The following is a 14,863-nucleotide window of genomic DNA, read 5'->3' as shown; positions in this document are numbered from 1 at the left end:
ATGGACCTGCCGCTAAACGAACGATCCAATCCCGCTCGGCCGCGCATCCTGGTGGTGGACGACCAGACCACCAATATCCTGCTGATACGGGAGCTGTTCAAAGACGAATGCGAAGTCTTCATGGCGCTGGACGGCGAGCAGGCGATTGCCCAGTGCCTGTCGCTGAAGCCCGACCTGATCCTGCTGGACCTGGTAATGCCGGGCATCGACGGCTTCGAGGTGTGCCGCAGGCTGAAAACCGATCCGCACACCCGTTCGGTGCCGATCATATTCGTCTCGGCGCAGCGAGAGGAGGCGGATGAAGTGCGCGGCTTCGAACTAGGCGGCGTCGACTACATCGTCAAGCCGGTCAACCGAACCATATTGCGCGCCCGGGTCCAGACCCATCTGGCGCTGAAATTCCAGGCCGACCTGCTCAGCTCGATCGCGCTGCAGGACGGTCTGACCGGCGTGGCCAACCGCCGCAAGTTCGACGAAGCGCTGCAATCCGACTGGCTGCAATGCGCTCGGCAGCAGCAGCCCGTCTCCCTGCTGATGCTGGATGTCGACTATTTCAAGCGCTTCAACGACCGTTACGGCCACCAGGCCGGGGACGACTGCCTGCGCCGGGTCGCCCAGGCGATACGCTTGTCGCTGCGCAGGCCCAGGGACCTGGCGGCGCGCTACGGCGGCGAGGAGTTCGCCTGCCTGCTGCCGGAAACCGACCTCGAAGGCGCTTCCAGCCTGGCCGACGAAATCCTGCAGGCGATCAGGGCGCTGGGCATCCCTCATGAAGCCTCCGACGCGGAGCCGACAGTGACCGCCAGCATCGGCGTCGCCTCCATGATCCCAAACGGCTCGACGGCGCCGCAAACGCTGATTGAGCACGCGGACCACCAGCTCTACCAAGCCAAGCACGAAGGCCGCGCGCGCGTCAGCGCCGGCTGAGCCGACAGCCGGCGGATCAGATCTGCACCAGATCCCTGGCCCCGGCGGTCAGCGTGGACACATACTCCGCCGTGCGGGCCTCGCGCGGCGCGCCGAAAATCTGCGCGGCGGAGCCCGCCTCGACCACGCGGCCGTTTTCCAGAAACACCACATTCCGGGCGACGCTGGAAGCCAGCCTCAGATCGTGCGTGGCCATCAGCATAGTGACGCCGTCGGCGGCCAGCTGGCGCAACACCGCCACCACTTCCGCGGCCAACTCCGGGTCCAGCGCCGAGGTCGGCTCGTCGCACAGCAAGAGCTGCGGCGATGGCGCTAGCGCGCGGGCGATCGCCACCCGCTGCTGCTGGCCGCCGGACAGCGTGGACGGCCAAGCGTCGGCTTTGTGCGCCATGCCCACCTTGTCCAGCAACTCGCGCGCCCGTGCCTCAGCCTTGTCCCGCGGCCAGCGCTGAACGGTCAACAACCCTTCCATCACGTTCTGCAGCACGGTCTGATGCGGAAACAGCTGAAAGCTCTGGAACACCATGCCGGTGACGCGGCGCACGCGCAGGATGGCGTCGCGGGACAACTTCCTGCCAGGCTCGAAACGCAAGGTCTCGCCGGCCAGCTGCAGCTCGCCGGCATCCGGCGTCTCCAGCAGATTGGCGCAGCGCAGCAGCGTGCTCTTGCCGCTGCCGGACGGACCGATCAGCGCGGTGACGCCGCCCTCGGCCAGCTCCAGGCCGACATCATGCAGCACGGTTTGGCCGCCGAAGGATTTGACGATACGGCTCAGCTTGATCATGACGCGGCCCCCACCGGCGCCACGTGCCGGTCAAAACGTTTTTCCAACCGTTCCTGCAGCCAGGTCAATACGGTGCTCAACAACAGATAGATCAGCGCGGTCTCCAGATACAGCAGCAGCGGCTCGTAAGTGGTGGCCGCGATGCGCTGCGCCGCCTGGAACATTTCCGGCACCGTCAGCACCGCCGCCAGCGAAGTGTCCTTCACCAGCGAGATGAAGGAGTTGGCCAGCGGCGGCACCGCCACCCTGCCCGCCTGCGGCAGGATGGTGCGGCGCATCGCCTGCGACCAGCTCATCCCCAGCGAGTACGCTGCCTCCCATTGCGCCTTAGGCACCGACGAGATCGCCGCTCGTATCACTTCCGAGGTGTAGGCGCCGACGCTGAGCACAAAGCCGAGCAGCGCCGCCGGAAACGGATCGAACACGATGCCGACGCGCGGCAGGCCGTAGAAGATCACGAACAGCTGCACCAACAGCGGCGTGCCGCGCACCAGCCAGGAATAGCCTCGCACCAGCAAAACCAACGGGCGCGGCCCGAACAGCCGGATCAAGGCCACCGCCAGGCCCAGCGCCAGGCCGCCGGCGAAGGACAACAGCGTCAACGGCACGGTGAATACCAGGCCTGCATACAAAAGGGACGGCAGCGAATCCGCCATCAACTGCAACCACGGGGGCATTGCCGCTCCTCAGCTCAGCGCGACACGTCGGCGCCGAAATACTTGTGGGAAATTTTCTGATAAGTGCCGTCGGCCTTGATCGAGGCCAGCGCCTTGTCGATGGCGGCCTTCAGCTCCGGATTGCCCTTGCGCAGCAGCACGCCGGACGCGTCGCCGTTCGCCTCGGTGGCGGCCACCTTCAGGCGGGACTTGGGCTGCTTCTTCTTGAAGTCGAGGAAGGATAAGCTGTCGTTGATGGTGGTCTCCACCCGGCCGGACTCCAGCAGCGCGACCGACTCATTGAAGCCCTGGGTCGGCACGATCTCGGCGCCGTAGCGTTGCGCCAGCTTACCGAAGTTGCTGGTCAGAGTATTGGCCGACTTGCGGCCCTTCAGGTCCTCGAAACGCTTGATGTCGCGGTTGTCGTCGCGGACGATCAGCACCGCCTTGGACACGATGTAGGGAACGGAGAAGTCGTATTTGACCTTGCGCGCGTCGGTGATCGCCACTTCGTTGATCACCACGTCGTAGCGCTTGACGTCCAGGCCGGCGATCAGGCCGTCCCACTTGCCTTCGACGAATTGCGGCTTGACGCCCAGCTTGGCGGCGATCGCCTGGCCGATCTCCACGTCGAAGCCGGTCAGGCCGCCCGCGGCGTCATGATAGGTGAAAGGCGCGTAAGTGCCTTCGGTGCCGATCTTCAGCACGCCGGCCTTGCGGATGTCAGCCAGATCGTCGGCATGAGCCGCGGAGCCTGCCGCGGCGAGGATCAGGGCGAAAGCTGCGTTCAGTTTCTTCATTGTCCATTCTCCAGAATATCGTTCCTCCAGCCTGGATTCGGCTGGGCATGGCGACACCATAGCAGTCGAAAATTAGAACACTAAGTAATATTATTTTACTTTGTTATTCTTAAAATACATATAAATGCGCCATCAGCCTCGCCTTAGCGTACCCAGCAACAGTCATGCTAATCAAAATAGATAAATTATGCGTTTTTTCAAAATATTTTCACAAACCGCTTGCATGAGGAATTTACTGCATGTATAGTTCGCCTCCTGTCGAGACCTAACGGTCCAGCGAAAGCGAAATCGGCGGATATGTGGGGGTATAGCTCAGTTGGGAGAGCGCTTGCATGGCATGCAAGAGGTCAGCGGTTCGATCCCGCTTACCTCCACCAAAATTTAGTCCCTATCGTCTAGAGGCCTAGGACACCGCCCTTTCACGGCGGCGACCGGGGTTCGAATCCCCGTAGGGACGCCAAAGCATTATCTGGGGGTATAGCTCAGCTGGGAGAGCGCTTGCATGGCATGCAAGAGGTCAGCGGTTCGATCCCGCTTATCTCCACCAAATTACAATTAGGCATTACGTCCCTATCGTCTAGAGGCCTAGGACACTGCCCTTTCACGGCGGCAACCGGGGTTCGAATCCCCGTGGGGACGCCAAAGCATCATCTGGGGGTATAGCTCAGCTGGGAGAGCGCTTGCATGGCATGCAAGAGGTCAGCGGTTCGATCCCGCTTATCTCCACCAATTTAAAAGCCGAAATCTTACGATTTCGGCTTTTTCCTTTTTATTTTCCAAAAATCTGCATAAATGAAAATTGGCGCCCTTGGCGCCAATTTCTTTCCCCCAGGATTCAACGAATGCTCTTGCGGAACTGCCCCGCCAGACTCGCCAGTTTGCCGGCATAATCGGGATCGGTCGCATAGCCGCCGCGCGCCAAAGCCTCGGCAAAAGCCTTCGCGTCGCCGCCGACGCCCAACGCCGCGCGGTAACGCGGATTCGATGCCAAGAGATCGGCGTAATCGTCGAACGCCGCGCGATAATCGGGATAGGCGCGGAACGGCTCCACCCTGTTCTGCTTCTGGCCGTGAATGAACTCCGTGGTCAGCGCCGTCGCCACCGGCCCACCCCAACGCGCGTCAGCCTTGATGCCGAACAGGTTATGGCTGTTGCCGCCGTCGCTGCGCGTCAGCGGCTTGCGCCCCCAGCCCGACTCCAGCGCCGCGTGAGCGAGCACCAGATCCGGCGTCACGCCCAGACGCGCCGCGGCCGCCTGCGCGTGCGGCAGCATTTCCTCGACAAAACCCTGCCGATCCCGCGGCACCGCGGAAAAATCGGCCGCGCCGGCGCGCAGTTGCTGCTGAACGCGCCACGCTTCCGGCGACAACTGCTGAGCCGAGCCCGGCTCGCCGGCGGCGATGAAACGCTCCACTTCGGCGCGCACGCCGGCGAACTGCTCGGAAAAACCCGCGCCCTCCGACGGCAGGCTCAAGGGCAAGGCCACCGCGTCCGACGAAACAGCCGCGCCGGCGGCCTGCCAGGACTCACTGCGCTGCGTAAACATCGCTCTCGCCCTCCAACACGCGCTGCAACAACTGCCTGCGCTCCTGCAGCAGCTGGCCATTGCGCAGATTGCGTTCGCGGCAATCCGCGATCAGCGCGCGCAAACGCCCCCAATGCGCGTTGCCCTGCTCTCGCATGGCTTGCGGCAAAACCTTCAGCACTTCGGCCATCGACCGCTCCGCCCGCGGCGGCAGCAGCGACGCCACCAATTCCAGACGCTCGCGGCGGCTGCGCTCCAGTTTGTCGCACAATGCGGCGATTTCGCCGGCGCACTGCTCCAGCTCAGCCGCGTCATGTGCCAGCGCGGCGTGGAACTGCCGCTCCAGCAAGGCGCTCAGCCGCGGATAGTCGGCGAGGTCCTCGCCCACGGTGGCGAATAATCGACGATAGAGCTGTTTTCTATCCATCAGCGGCCGCCGTGATACTGCTCGATCAAGCCCGCCAGGCGCTGGGCATCGAAACGAACCTCGCCCCTGGCCAGCGCGGCGCGCACCGCCTCCACTTTGGACTGGTCGAGCTCGGGCATCGCTTGCAGGGAGGCCGCCAGCGGCGCCTCGGCGCTTGCAACCGACGAAATCGCGCGAGGCGCCGCGTCGACCGCCGACGCGGTTTCAGACTTGCCCGCCGCGGCTTTTTCGCCGCGCCAGGTGGAAAGAGAGGAGATCTGCATCTGTCTGCCTAGCAACTGTATGGGTGTGATACCAATACAGGGCGACCCGCGGCCGCCAAACTTAAACCTTGAAAACAAAAAACCGCGCGACTCGGTGTCGCGCGGCCTCTCCGCCTGATTAGAAATTCTCCGGCAACATCTTCAGCACCACGATGCGCCTGTTCTCCAGGCGAATGTAATGGCCGTAGACCAATTCCTTAAGAATACGCGCCACCATCTCGCGGGAGGAGCCGATCTGATCGGCGATTTCCTGCTGGGTCAATTGCTTGCGCAATATCAGCACGCCGTCCTGTTCGATCAACATCTGATTGATCAGGATGCGCACCCGGCCGTAGACATCCAGCAAGGCCAGGTTGCGCGCCAACGTGGTCATGTGGCGCACCAACGAAACCAGGTAGCGCATGATGCTGCCGCGAACCCTGTCGCAATCGGGCAAGCCATCTTCGCTGTCGAACACCTGCCTGAGCGTTTCCCGCGTGAACCGCAGCAACACGCTGTCCTCGTCCGCCACCACATTGTTGCCGCGCTCGCCGCAGTCGACAAACGACTCTATGCCCAGCAGCTGCCCCGGCATGACCATCTGCAGCACATACTTCTTGCCGTTCGACTCGGATACGTAAACCTGCATGCATCCATCCAGCAGCAACGCTACGGAGTCGGATTCATCTCCCTCCTCGTAAAGGGACTCGCCTTTCGCCAGACGCACAGCTTCGGAACATTCCACGACATGATCCAACGCCCCGTCTTCCAAATGGCCAAACAGCGGCGTCTGCCGCAACATCTGCCTAACTTGCTCTTGATTCATCTCGGTAACACGTCCCCGACTACCAGCACCCGGACCTCGAAGGCACGGACATGCCTTAGTCATTATTTATTGTTTGCGATATGAGAAGTGGCTCATATGCCTGACATTGTTATCAACACTGTGTTAATTGTAAATAATTTGATTAAAATTTATGTGAAAAACACACAATAAAAAAGCCTTGCAAAGGCAAGGCTTTTATGAGAACAAAGCATACTATCAGCAACTTATCGTATGTTTATGGTATTTTCCCGCAGGGTTTTCAAGTCCTCTGCATTTGGTAGCGCTAACGCAACACCCGGCGCATTCACAGCCTCCGTCGTCGCCGCGCCGAACATCGACACCACCGCCTGAGCCTGGCCGGAAGTCAGCACAAGAAGCTCGATCCGACGGTTCTTAGCCGCCAGCGGATGCTGCTTGTCCAGCGGCGCCCGCTCCGCCATGCCCACCACCTGCAACACCGAATCGCCGGCCAGGCCGCCCTGCATCATGTGCAGGCGCGCGGCCATCGCGCGGTTGCTGGACAGGGACCAGTTGGACATCGCGCCGAAGGCGCCGGCCCGGTGGTATTGCGCGGCATCGGTGTGGCCGACCACCAGCAGGCGATTGTCGATCTCGCCCAGCATGGCGCCGATCTGCTGCAGCAGGCCTCGGAAGCGAGGGTCGACGATGGCGCTGCCGCGCTCGAACATGCCTTGCTGATCCGTATCGTGCAGCGTCACACGCAGGCCGTAGGGCGTAATTACCGTCTGAAGATTGCTGGACAGGCCAGCCTTCTGGCTCATTTCGGACAGCTGGGCGGCCAGCTTGCGCAGATCGGCCTCGCTGTCGTAGCTGCGGCGCGGCAGCTCGGGCTGCTCGCTAGCGCGCTTGTCGCTGTCCCTCACCGCCGACTTGCTGGCCACCTGGCTGCCGGTCTGGCCCGGAATCGGATCGCGCGGAATCAGCGTGCCGGGCGGATTGCCCATGTGGTCTATCTGCCGGCCGTTGCCCTGCAGCAGCGGACTGCCGCCGGACGTGGTCAGCAATTGCTGCAGATTTTCCTGATCGCGCGCGGCCAGCACCCACAGCACCAGGAACAGGCACATCAGCGCCAGCACGAAATCGGCGAACGCCACTTTCCAGGCGCCGCCGTGCCCCTCTTCCGCATTGCGGCGGGACACTTTCTTGATCACCGCGCCTTCGTGATCGCCCTTGTTCTTCAGGCCGGCCATCGCTTAACCCAGCCCTTCCATCGCATTGATCCACGACTCCAGCTGCGAGAAGCTGGGCTTGGTGTTCAGCTGCACCAAGCGGCGGCCGGCGTCGATCGCCAGCAACGGCGGCTTGCCGGACACGTGGGTGGTCAGCACCACTTTCACCGATTCGAAATTGGACAATTCTTCCTTGACCAGCTGGTGCATCACGTTGGACAGCGGGTCCAGCACGCCGTAACAGAAGAAAATGCCGATGAAGGTGCCGACCATGGCGGCGGCCACGCTGGCCGCGATCTCGCCGGCGCTGGCGCCCTGGGCGACGGTGTTCATCGCCATCACGATGCCCAGCACCGCGGCCAGGATGCCGAAGCCCGGCATCGCCTCGGCGATCTTGTGCAGCGATTTGGAGGGCTGGATCAGTTGTTCATGGATGGCGTCCAGCTCCTGGTCCAGCACGCCCTCCAGCTCGTGGGCGTTGATCTTGCCCATCGCCATCAGCCGGAAGTTGTCGACGATGAAGGCCAGCAGCTTGCGGTTTTCCAGCACCATGGGGTAGCGGTTGAACAGCGGGCTCTGGCGCGGCGCTTCCACGTGCTGGTCCAGCGCCTTCAGGCCGCGGCTGGCGGTGATCAGCAATTCGTACATCAGCAGCAGCTGCTGGCGCTGGAATTCCGCGCCCTGCTTCTTGCGCACCACCACGCGCTTGATCTGGCCGCCCATCTCCTTCAGCACATGCGGCGGATTGCCCAGCACCACCGCGCCCAGCGCCGCGCCGCAGATGATCAACAGCTCGGTCGGCTGCCAGATGATGGACAGCACGCCGCCGTGCAGCATGAAGCCGCCGAATACGCAAACCAGCACGATCAGAATGCCAAACAATTGCTGCATGGGGTGTTTCCTTGCTTCAGGCCGCCATCAGGCAGGCCTGCATCTTTTTCAGGGCGCTCTTGTTGATCTGGCAGATGCGGGCCTCGGTCAGCTCCAGCACCGCCGCGATCTCCTTGAGACTCAGTTCGAACTCGTAATACAGCTGGATCACCTGCTGCTCGCGCTCGTTGAGCGCGGTCAGCGCGCGCGCCAACTCGCTTTGCCGCTCCAGCCTGGCTTCCGGCGAGCCTTCCGCCGCCAGCTCCATTCCGCCGGCCACTAGTTCGTCGAAGCTCGCCATCGCCTCGGCGTTTTCGGCTAGCAGCGCCTCGCGATAGGCGTCGGCGTCCAGCCCCAGCAAGGCCATCGCCTCCGCCTCGGTGGGCTCGCGCCGAAGCTTGCGCCTCAACTCGCGCAGCCCGTCGCGAACCCGGTGCGCTTCTTGCCGCACCGCGCGCGGCCGCCAGTCCAGTCGCCGCAATTCATCCAGAATAGCGCCGCGGATGCGCAGCATGGCGAAGCCCGCGAAACGCTCATCCGGCTCGCCGCCGTAGCGGCGCAGGCAGTCCAGCAGCGCCATCAGGCCGATCTGCTCCATGTCCTCGCGGTCGAACACGCCGCCCGCCTGACTGGAGAGCTGGCGCGCGGCGCGCTTGACCAGCGGCGCGTAGGTCGCCAGGTGTCGGGCCTCGTCGACGGCTTGGGACGGCTGCTCGTAGCTCTCCGCGTACATCGCGCTTACTCGATGATCAGCTTGCTGACCATCACCTCGGTGAATGGCTGTCCGCGCGCCTCCCGCGCGAAGGTGGCGCGGTAGGAGCGGTCCAGCAGCTTCTGGAAGTCGTCTATGTTCAAGGCGTTGGCGCGCTCGCGCGTCAGTTGCGACAGCGCGCGCACCGCCACGCTCTTGAGCAGCGGCAGCTGCTCCTTCACCTTGCCCTCGTTTTCCACGGTGCTGCGGAACACGAGGTCCACCGCCATGTAGCGCGCGTCGCCGCCCGAATCGCTCTTCAGCATCACGATGATCTTGTCTAAGGTGACGAAGCGGTAATCCACTGGCTGCGGCTTGGCGGGTTCGGCATGCGCCGCCTGCTGGTAGTACCACCACCCGCCGCCGCCGATGCCAGCCACGGCTGCAGCCACCAAGGCGGCCACGATCAGGGTCCTGCTATTCATCTATCGATATCCTTCGCTGTCTCAGCCCTGATCCAAATGAAACGAGCCGGCCGTCTGCCAGCCCTGTTCGCTCAGCGCCCGGCCCGGCTGCTGCTGGGCCTGCTGCTCCCGGCCCTGGCGGCCACCCTGGCCCTGCCCTGACGGCATGCCTTCGCGCACCTCCACCGCCACCTGCGTGTACTGGCGGCTGCCCAGATCCTGGCGCAGCGCGTCGCCTATGCCTTGCAGCTGGCGCACCACTTCGCCGTGCGAGGCGGTCAGCTCCACGACCAGCGCGCCGGCCTGGTGGCGCAGCGAGATTTCCAGCGTGCCCAGCGACGGCGGATCCAGCCGCAGCGTCGCGCGATCCATGTTCTGGCTGGGCATGAGCTGCACACGCTCGCCCAGCGCAGCCTGCAGCTTGCCGCTCCAGCTCTCCGGCTGCGCCGGCGGCAAGGCCAGGCTGAAGCTTTCCGCTGGTTTGGCGGCATCGGCCGGATGAGCCGGCGGCAAGGCCGCGGCGATGTTGTCCATACGCGGCGCGGCTTCCCGCGGCATGGCCAGATCCGCCGTTTGAATCTGCGGCGCCTTGTCGGCCGGCTTTGGAGACGCCGGCGCAGCATCCAAAACGGGCGCGGCAACCTTGCCCGCGTCCGCCGGCGCTTCGGCATCCGCCGTAGGGGCCGCCTGGCGCGGCATCAGCGCCTGCCAGGTTTGCGGCTGCAACGCCGGACTCAGCGCGGCCAGATCCACCGGCTTGCGCGCCTTCTCATCCTCGCCGTCGCCAACCGCGGCATTCTGATCGACAGCCGCCGGCATGGCCGGCAGGCTTTGGCGAACAGCATCCGCCAGGGAAGCCGGCTCTTGTGCCGACTCCTCCATGGCCAGCGGCTGCCGCGCGCCGGCATCGGACATCGCGTCGGCGAAGCCTGCCGCCGGATCGGCGTCCATCCACGACAGGTCATCCATCGCCTGACTGACTGCTCCGTCGCCACTCCCCGTCTGGACGGGGGAAACGGGCGCGGATTGCGGCGGCGCCACTCTGCTCATGCTTGTTCCCATTCACTGAATTGCGCGTAGGCCAGACGGCCTTCGCGCTGTTGTCCCGCCTCTGCCATCTTCGCGCTCAACGCGTCCAGCTCGGCGCCGCTCGCGGCCAGCGCGGCGCGATAGGCGGCCGACAAGGCCGCCCTGTCGTCCACGTCCAGGGTATGGCCAGGCTCGGTCAACAGCTGGCGCAACCGCGCGTCCATGGCCGTCAACGCGTCCCAATCCCGCCGCTCCGCCGCGTCGGCGATGGCCTGGCACCAGCGCTCGACCTCAGGCCGCGGCATGCTGGTCCCGCACGCCTATCCAGCCGCCCTTAAGCGTGACCAGCAGCTTTTCCGCCTCATCCAGCGCCACGGCGTCGAGCTCGACGCTGGCCTGGTACAGGCGGTGGGCGCAGTAGTCGTACAAGCGCGCCAGATTGGTCACCACCTCGCCGCCGGTTTCGAAATCCAGCGCGCTGGACAAACCGTTGAGGATGTTGATGCACTTGCTGATGCTCTCGCCCTTCTGCTCGAAGCGCTGCTGCTGCAAATGGCCGCGGGCGCGGGCGATCTCTTCCAGGAGGCCGTCGAACAGCACCAACACCAGTTCCACCTGGCTGGCGGCGCCGGTCTGGGCTTCCAGATTGACCGCGTGGTAGCTGCGATAGGCGTCGTAATCCACGATTTCGATCCTGCTTTCTTTAGATTCAGAAGTTGGAGTTGAACATGCCCATGGTCTGGGTCATCTGATCCTGCATGCTCTGCAATTTGGTGAATTGCGCCAGATAGCGGTTGTAGGTCTGCTCGAAAGTCTTTTGCAGCGCGTCTTGCCGCCGGGTCAGATCCTTCTGGCCGCGGTCTTCGCTGTCGCGGCGCTGCTTGAGCAGACCGTTGCTGCCGTTCAGCCACTTGTCCAGATAATCGGCGCTCTGCTTCAGCGCGCCGTTCTGGCCGGCGCCGTTGAAGAAGCGGTCCAGCGCGTCCGGGCTGGCCTTCAGCGTGTCGCCCAGCTTTTTGCTGTCCAGCGCCAGGGTGCCGTCGCGGCTGGCCTTGATGCCCATCTGGCCCAGCGTGACGCCGTCGAATGACTGGCGCAGGATGGCGTTGAGCTGGCTTTTCAATACGCGGATGCTGGAGTCGTCGGCGAAGGCCGCGCCCGGCTTGCCGTCTTTGCCCGGCTGGGACAGGTCGGAAATCGCCTTGTAGATCTTGTTGTACGAATCGACGAAGGACTGGACATTGGCCGTGGTATCGCTGTCGCCGCGGCTGATCGAAATCTGCAGCGGCGGATCGGTGTCCTTGCTCAGCTTGTTCACGGTGAAGCTGACGCCTTCGATATTGTCGAAGGTGTTGGAGCCTTGCTGCAGCTTGACGCCGGCGGTCTTGCCGCCCAGCCAGACGATGGCGTCCTGCGCCTTGCTCAGCTCCTTGGGCGAGGACAGGCCGTTCTTCAGGCCGGCGTCGCTCACGCCGCCCAGATCCAGGGAGATGGTGTTCTTTTCGCCACTCTTGCCGGCGGACAACACCAGCTGGCTGGCGCCGTTGTTGTTCAGCACCATGGCGTTGACCTTGCCGGCGTTGCCGCTGGCGCGGTTGATCGCCAGCGCCAGCTCGCTGGGCGACAGCTTGCCGTCCTTGTCGCGGTCGGCGCCGTCCAGCGCCACTTCGAAGCTTTCGCCGCCCGCCAGCTTGACGGTGAACTTGTCGCCGGCCTGGGCCGTGGCGCCGGCCAGATCGCCCATCAGCAATTGCTGGGAGCTGGCCAATTGCTCGACGAACACGCTGTAGTTGCCGGCTTGGGCATTGCCCTTGGCGGTGACGGTTGCCATGCCGTCCGGCGAGGCGCTGGCGTTCATCGCCACCAGGCTCTTCTTGCCGGTCAGCGTGGTCAGGCTGGTCTTGTAATCCTGAAGGGCCTTCTGCAACTGGCCCAGCGCATCTGTGCGCGCCTTGGCGTCCTTGGCCTGGGTATCCAGCTGGGCCTGCTGCTTGCCCAGTTGCTTGCGCGCCAGGTTTTCCGCCCAAGTAGAGGGCGGCACCGCGTTGAAGTCGATCGCCATCAGTATTCCTTTCGTCCGCTAACGGTATGTACCGATACAGGGCGACCGACGCCCGCGCGGACTGAAACGACGTGAATATTCACCACTAGCCGCGCCCTCTCAGCCAGGCCTGGCCGGCGGTCTCGTCGGTGCGCTTCTGCTCCGCCCGCCCTTGCTCGGTCCGCCATTCCAGCAGCCTTTCCTCGCGCAGCAGCTTGACCTGCTCTTCCCGCCGGCGCGCGTCCTGTAAGCGCGAGCGGCTGACTTCGGCATCAGCCTGGGCCAGTTGCAAGTCCTGCTGCTGCGACTGGCGCAGGCCCAGCAGATGGCTCTTGTAGCCGGCGCAGTTGAGCGCCAGCGCCGGGTGGCCGGCCGCCGCGCTCGGGCCGCTGGCCGCGCTGAGCTGGTCCAGGCGCTCGATATTGCGCCGGTAGCGCTCCTGCAGCCGCCGCTTGGCGGCCAGCTCGGTCTCCAGCCGCTCGCCGTCGCGTTCGCGCAGCCTGAGCAGCAAGTCCAGTTGTCGTATCGGCTGATTCATGCGTCGGCGAGCTCCTGCAATTGCCTGAGGGTGTCGTCATAGGGCGCGGCCTCGCCGGCGCCCTGGCACAGCAAGGCCTCGATGCGCGGCTGCAACCGCAACGCGCGGTCGGTGGCCGGATCGGCGCCGGGCACGTAAGCGCCCAGCGGCAGCAGGCCCCGCACCTCCTGGTAACGGCTCCAGGCGCCGCGCAGCTCGCGCGCGGCGGCGGCGTGCGCGCCGTCGATCAGCTGGCTCATGCAGCGGCTGACCGAACGGGAAATGTCTATCGCCGGGTAGTGGCCGCGTTCGGCCAGCTCCCGGCTCAACACGATGTGTCCGTCCAGAATGGCGCGGGCGGTGTCCACCACCGGGTCTTGCTGGTCGTCGCCCTCGGCCAGCACGGTGTAGATGGCGCTCATGCTGCCCTCGCCGCCCTCGCCATTGCCGGCGCTTTCGGCCAAGCTGGGCAGCAGGCCGAACACCGACGGCGGATAGCCGCGCGTGGCCGGCGGCTCGCCCAGCGCCAGCGCCACTTCGCGCTGCGCCATCGCGTAGCGGGTCAGGGAATCCACCAGCAGCAGCACGTTGCGGCCACGGTCGCGGTAATGGGCGGCGATGGTGTGGCACAGCTCGGTGGCCTTCAGCCGCATCAGCGGCGACTCGTCGGCCGGCGCCACCACCAGCACCGCCTTGGCCAGGCCCTCCGGCCCCAGCGCATGCTCGACGAACTCGCGCACTTCGCGGCCGCGCTCGCCGATCAGGCCGACGACCACGACCTCGGCCTCGGTGTGGCGGGTGATCATGCCCAGCAGCACGCTCTTGCCGACGCCGGAGCCGGCGAACAGCCCGACGCGCTGGCCCCGGCCCATGGTCAGCAGGCCGTTGATCGCGCGCACGCCGACGTCCAGCGGCCGGTCGACCGGTTTTTTCTTCAGCGGGTTAACCTGCGGCGGATGGGCGGCCAGCGGCGCGTCGCCGCCCATGCGGCCCTTGTCGTCCAGCGGCTCGCCCAGGCCGTTGACGATGCGGCCGAGCCAGCCGTCGCCTATCATCAGCCCGCCGTTGTCCGGCGCGGGCAGCACCCGCGCCCCGGTGGCGAGGCCGACCGGCTTTTTGAACGGCATCAGGAACGACACCTCGCGGCGGAAACCCACCACCTGCGCCTGCAGCCAGCCGCCGCCGGCGGTTTCCACCAGACAGCGCTGCCCGGTCTGCAGCGGGCAGCCCACGCTTTCCAGCAGCAGGCCGTTGACGCCCACCAGCTTGCCGCTGACGGTGGCGACCGGCGCGTCCGGTACGGAGAGCTGGCTGAGGGCCTGGCGCAGCATCGCTTAGCCCTCTTCCGCTTGCAGTTGTTCGCGCAGACTGTCCACGCAATGCTCCAGCCGCTGCTGGCAGCCGGCGTCGGCCTCGAACTCGGCGCCGCGCACCCGGCATTCGCCCGGCGCCAGCGACGGATCTGCGCTCAGCTTCCATTGCGCGGCGCGCTCCGGCGCCAGTTCGCGGATGCGCTGGCACTCTTCCGGATTGAGCAACACTTCCACCTCGCCCTGCGCATGCGCGCCCTGCGGCAGCGCCGCCAGCGTCTCTTCCACCAGGTCGAGGATCTGCACCGGCTTCAGCGCCAGCTCGCAGCGGATCACCTGGCGGGCCACTTTGGCCACCAGGTCCACCACCTCGTCGCGCTGCGCGGCCTGGTAGTCGCGGCACAGCTTGCTCAGTTGTTCGATGGCCGCCGCCAGCGGCGCGCCCAAGGTTTCCAGCCCGGCCAGCGTCTCGGCGCGCGCGGCGGCGACGCCTTCGGCGCGGCCCTGCTCCAGGCCGGCCTGGTAGCCGGCGTCGCGGCCGGCGGCCTCGCCGCTGTCGAAGCC

The 14,863-nt window shown here is 65.0% G+C and carries 19 protein-coding genes and 5 tRNA genes; 6 read left to right on the top strand and 18 right to left on the bottom strand.

The window, feature by feature from the left end; all coding sequences use genetic code 11:
* Positions 1-927: a diguanylate cyclase domain-containing protein gene (locus tag LQR33_RS17215; RefSeq protein ID WP_166438227.1), complete on the top strand. Its 927-nt coding sequence runs from the start codon at positions 1-3 to the stop codon at positions 925-927.
* Positions 928-943: 16 nt separating this feature from the next.
* On the opposite strand, the gene LQR33_RS17210 is transcribed toward LQR33_RS17215, so the two are convergent.
* Genes LQR33_RS17210 through LQR33_RS17200 form a run of 3 tightly spaced genes read right to left on the bottom strand, consistent with a single transcriptional unit; the run spans position 944 to position 3,167 of the window.
* On the bottom strand, positions 944-1,711 hold the full coding sequence (locus tag LQR33_RS17210) for an amino acid ABC transporter ATP-binding protein (protein WP_166438226.1): 768 nt from the start codon (positions 1,709-1,711) through the stop codon (positions 944-946).
* The gene (locus LQR33_RS17205; protein ID WP_046156545.1) at positions 1,708-2,388 is read right to left on the bottom strand and encodes an amino acid ABC transporter permease; all 681 of its coding nucleotides are present in this window, start codon (positions 2,386-2,388) and stop codon (positions 1,708-1,710) included. The genes LQR33_RS17210 and LQR33_RS17205 overlap by 4 nt, the downstream gene beginning before the upstream one ends.
* Before the next feature lie 14 nt (positions 2,389-2,402).
* The gene (locus LQR33_RS17200) at positions 2,403-3,167 is read right to left on the bottom strand and encodes an amino acid ABC transporter substrate-binding protein (protein WP_104947563.1); all 765 of its coding nucleotides are present in this window, start codon (positions 3,165-3,167) and stop codon (positions 2,403-2,405) included.
* A 301-nt stretch (positions 3,168-3,468) separates the two neighbouring features.
* Here LQR33_RS17200 and LQR33_RS17195 point away from each other — a divergent pair.
* The 5 genes from LQR33_RS17195 (at position 3,469) to LQR33_RS17175 (ending at position 3,896) form a co-directional block, all read left to right on the top strand.
* Positions 3,469-3,544, top strand: a tRNA-Ala gene (locus LQR33_RS17195).
* A 7-nt stretch (positions 3,545-3,551) separates the two neighbouring features.
* Positions 3,552-3,627, top strand: a tRNA-Glu gene (locus tag LQR33_RS17190).
* 11 nt (positions 3,628-3,638) lie between these two features.
* A tRNA-Ala gene (locus LQR33_RS17185) sits at positions 3,639-3,714 on the top strand.
* A gap of 19 nt (positions 3,715-3,733) precedes the next feature.
* A tRNA-Glu gene (locus tag LQR33_RS17180) sits at positions 3,734-3,809 on the top strand.
* Between the two features lie 11 nt (positions 3,810-3,820).
* Positions 3,821-3,896, top strand: a tRNA-Ala gene (locus LQR33_RS17175).
* A gap of 106 nt (positions 3,897-4,002) precedes the next feature.
* Here the strand turns inward: LQR33_RS17175 and flgJ are convergent.
* The 15 genes from flgJ to fliH form a co-directional block, all read right to left on the bottom strand.
* The gene (gene flgJ / locus LQR33_RS17170) at positions 4,003-4,713 is read right to left on the bottom strand and encodes a flagellar assembly peptidoglycan hydrolase FlgJ (protein WP_231469854.1); all 711 of its coding nucleotides are present in this window, start codon (positions 4,711-4,713) and stop codon (positions 4,003-4,005) included.
* Entirely contained in the window at positions 4,694-5,119 is a 426-nt protein-coding gene (locus tag LQR33_RS17165) for a flagellar protein FlgN (protein WP_221664770.1), read from the bottom strand. The genes flgJ and LQR33_RS17165 overlap by 20 nt, the downstream gene beginning before the upstream one ends.
* A complete protein-coding gene (gene flgM, locus LQR33_RS17160) occupies positions 5,119-5,382 on the bottom strand; it encodes a flagellar biosynthesis anti-sigma factor FlgM (RefSeq protein WP_231469852.1) in 264 nt (87 codons plus the stop codon). The genes LQR33_RS17165 and flgM overlap by 1 nt, the downstream gene beginning before the upstream one ends.
* A gap of 118 nt (positions 5,383-5,500) precedes the next feature.
* Positions 5,501-6,106 carry a Crp/Fnr family transcriptional regulator gene (locus tag LQR33_RS17155; protein ID WP_231469849.1) on the bottom strand — a complete coding sequence of 202 codons (606 nt, stop codon included), beginning with the start codon at positions 6,104-6,106 and terminating at the stop codon, positions 5,501-5,503.
* 305 nt (positions 6,107-6,411) lie between these two features.
* Positions 6,412-7,398, bottom strand: a complete 987-nt coding sequence (locus LQR33_RS17150) for a flagellar motor protein MotB (protein WP_231469847.1) — start codon at positions 7,396-7,398, stop codon at positions 6,412-6,414.
* 3 nt (positions 7,399-7,401) lie between these two features.
* Complete coding sequence (gene motA, locus LQR33_RS17145) at positions 7,402-8,268, bottom strand: flagellar motor stator protein MotA (RefSeq protein WP_021475129.1); 867 nt, start codon at positions 8,266-8,268, stop codon at positions 7,402-7,404.
* A gap of 16 nt (positions 8,269-8,284) precedes the next feature.
* The gene (locus tag LQR33_RS17140) at positions 8,285-8,980 is read right to left on the bottom strand and encodes a FliA/WhiG family RNA polymerase sigma factor (protein WP_166438220.1); all 696 of its coding nucleotides are present in this window, start codon (positions 8,978-8,980) and stop codon (positions 8,285-8,287) included.
* Positions 8,981-8,985: 5 nt separating this feature from the next.
* On the bottom strand, positions 8,986-9,423 hold the full coding sequence (locus LQR33_RS17135) for a flagellar basal body-associated FliL family protein (protein WP_231469845.1): 438 nt from the start codon (positions 9,421-9,423) through the stop codon (positions 8,986-8,988).
* Between the two features lie 21 nt (positions 9,424-9,444).
* Positions 9,445-10,452 carry a flagellar hook-length control protein FliK gene (locus tag LQR33_RS17130; protein ID WP_231469843.1) on the bottom strand — a complete coding sequence of 336 codons (1,008 nt, stop codon included), beginning with the start codon at positions 10,450-10,452 and terminating at the stop codon, positions 9,445-9,447.
* A complete protein-coding gene (locus LQR33_RS17125) occupies positions 10,449-10,736 on the bottom strand; it encodes a hypothetical protein (protein WP_166438217.1) in 288 nt (95 codons plus the stop codon). The genes LQR33_RS17130 and LQR33_RS17125 overlap by 4 nt, the downstream gene beginning before the upstream one ends.
* On the bottom strand, positions 10,723-11,115 hold the full coding sequence (gene fliS / locus LQR33_RS17120; protein ID WP_166438216.1) for a flagellar export chaperone FliS: 393 nt from the start codon (positions 11,113-11,115) through the stop codon (positions 10,723-10,725). The genes LQR33_RS17125 and fliS overlap by 14 nt, the downstream gene beginning before the upstream one ends.
* A gap of 25 nt (positions 11,116-11,140) precedes the next feature.
* Positions 11,141-12,493 carry a flagellar filament capping protein FliD gene (gene fliD / locus LQR33_RS17115; RefSeq protein ID WP_166438215.1) on the bottom strand — a complete coding sequence of 451 codons (1,353 nt, stop codon included), beginning with the start codon at positions 12,491-12,493 and terminating at the stop codon, positions 11,141-11,143.
* A gap of 85 nt (positions 12,494-12,578) precedes the next feature.
* Positions 12,579-13,010, bottom strand: a complete 432-nt coding sequence (fliJ, locus tag LQR33_RS17110; RefSeq protein ID WP_166438214.1) for a flagellar export protein FliJ — start codon at positions 13,008-13,010, stop codon at positions 12,579-12,581.
* A complete protein-coding gene (fliI, locus tag LQR33_RS17105; RefSeq protein WP_231469841.1) occupies positions 13,007-14,320 on the bottom strand; it encodes a flagellar protein export ATPase FliI in 1,314 nt (437 codons plus the stop codon). The genes fliJ and fliI overlap by 4 nt, the downstream gene beginning before the upstream one ends.
* A 3-nt stretch (positions 14,321-14,323) precedes the next feature.
* Positions 14,324-14,863: flagellar assembly protein FliH (gene fliH / locus LQR33_RS17100; RefSeq protein WP_231469839.1), on the bottom strand; the 540-nt coding region annotated here is incomplete at its 5' end.

It is taken from the genome of Chromobacterium piscinae, from assembly GCF_021129175.1.
GTDB classification, from domain to species: domain Bacteria; phylum Pseudomonadota; class Gammaproteobacteria; order Burkholderiales; family Chromobacteriaceae; genus Chromobacterium; species Chromobacterium piscinae.
Note: the sequence above shows the minus strand (reverse complement) of the source record. Positions and strands in the feature narration are given on the sequence as shown.

What these genes read in the sequence shown, in the direction of transcription:
- LQR33_RS17205 (WP_046156545.1), bottom strand. Translation starts at nt 2,388, where the DNA reads ATGCCCCCGTGGTTGCAGTTGATGGCGGATTCGCTGCCGTCCCTTTTG.
- fliI (WP_231469841.1), bottom strand. Translation starts at nt 14,320, where the DNA reads ATGCTGCGCCAGGCCCTCAGCCAGCTCTCCGTACCGGACGCGCCGGTC.
- LQR33_RS17200 (WP_104947563.1), bottom strand. Translation starts at nt 3,167, where the DNA reads ATGAAGAAACTGAACGCAGCTTTCGCCCTGATCCTCGCCGCGGCAGGC.
- fliJ (WP_166438214.1), bottom strand. Translation starts at nt 13,010, where the DNA reads ATGAATCAGCCGATACGACAACTGGACTTGCTGCTCAGGCTGCGCGAA.
- LQR33_RS17150 (WP_231469847.1), bottom strand. Translation starts at nt 7,398, where the DNA reads ATGGCCGGCCTGAAGAACAAGGGCGATCACGAAGGCGCGGTGATCAAG.
- LQR33_RS17125 (WP_166438217.1), bottom strand. Translation starts at nt 10,736, where the DNA reads ATGCCGCGGCCTGAGGTCGAGCGCTGGTGCCAGGCCATCGCCGACGCG.
- LQR33_RS17140 (WP_166438220.1), bottom strand. Translation starts at nt 8,980, where the DNA reads ATGTACGCGGAGAGCTACGAGCAGCCGTCCCAAGCCGTCGACGAGGCC.
- LQR33_RS17130 (WP_231469843.1), bottom strand. Translation starts at nt 10,452, where the DNA reads ATGAGCAGAGTGGCGCCGCCGCAATCCGCGCCCGTTTCCCCCGTCCAG.
- fliD (WP_166438215.1), bottom strand. Translation starts at nt 12,493, where the DNA reads ATGGCGATCGACTTCAACGCGGTGCCGCCCTCTACTTGGGCGGAAAAC.
- LQR33_RS17135 (WP_231469845.1), bottom strand. Translation starts at nt 9,423, where the DNA reads ATGAATAGCAGGACCCTGATCGTGGCCGCCTTGGTGGCTGCAGCCGTG.
- LQR33_RS17165 (WP_221664770.1), bottom strand. Translation starts at nt 5,119, where the DNA reads ATGGATAGAAAACAGCTCTATCGTCGATTATTCGCCACCGTGGGCGAG.
- flgJ (WP_231469854.1), bottom strand. Translation starts at nt 4,713, where the DNA reads ATGTTTACGCAGCGCAGTGAGTCCTGGCAGGCCGCCGGCGCGGCTGTT.
- motA (WP_021475129.1), bottom strand. Translation starts at nt 8,268, where the DNA reads ATGCAGCAATTGTTTGGCATTCTGATCGTGCTGGTTTGCGTATTCGGC.
- LQR33_RS17210 (WP_166438226.1), bottom strand. Translation starts at nt 1,711, where the DNA reads ATGATCAAGCTGAGCCGTATCGTCAAATCCTTCGGCGGCCAAACCGTG.
- LQR33_RS17215 (WP_166438227.1), top strand. Translation starts at nt 1, where the DNA reads ATGGACCTGCCGCTAAACGAACGATCCAATCCCGCTCGGCCGCGCATC.
- flgM (WP_231469852.1), bottom strand. Translation starts at nt 5,382, where the DNA reads ATGCAGATCTCCTCTCTTTCCACCTGGCGCGGCGAAAAAGCCGCGGCG.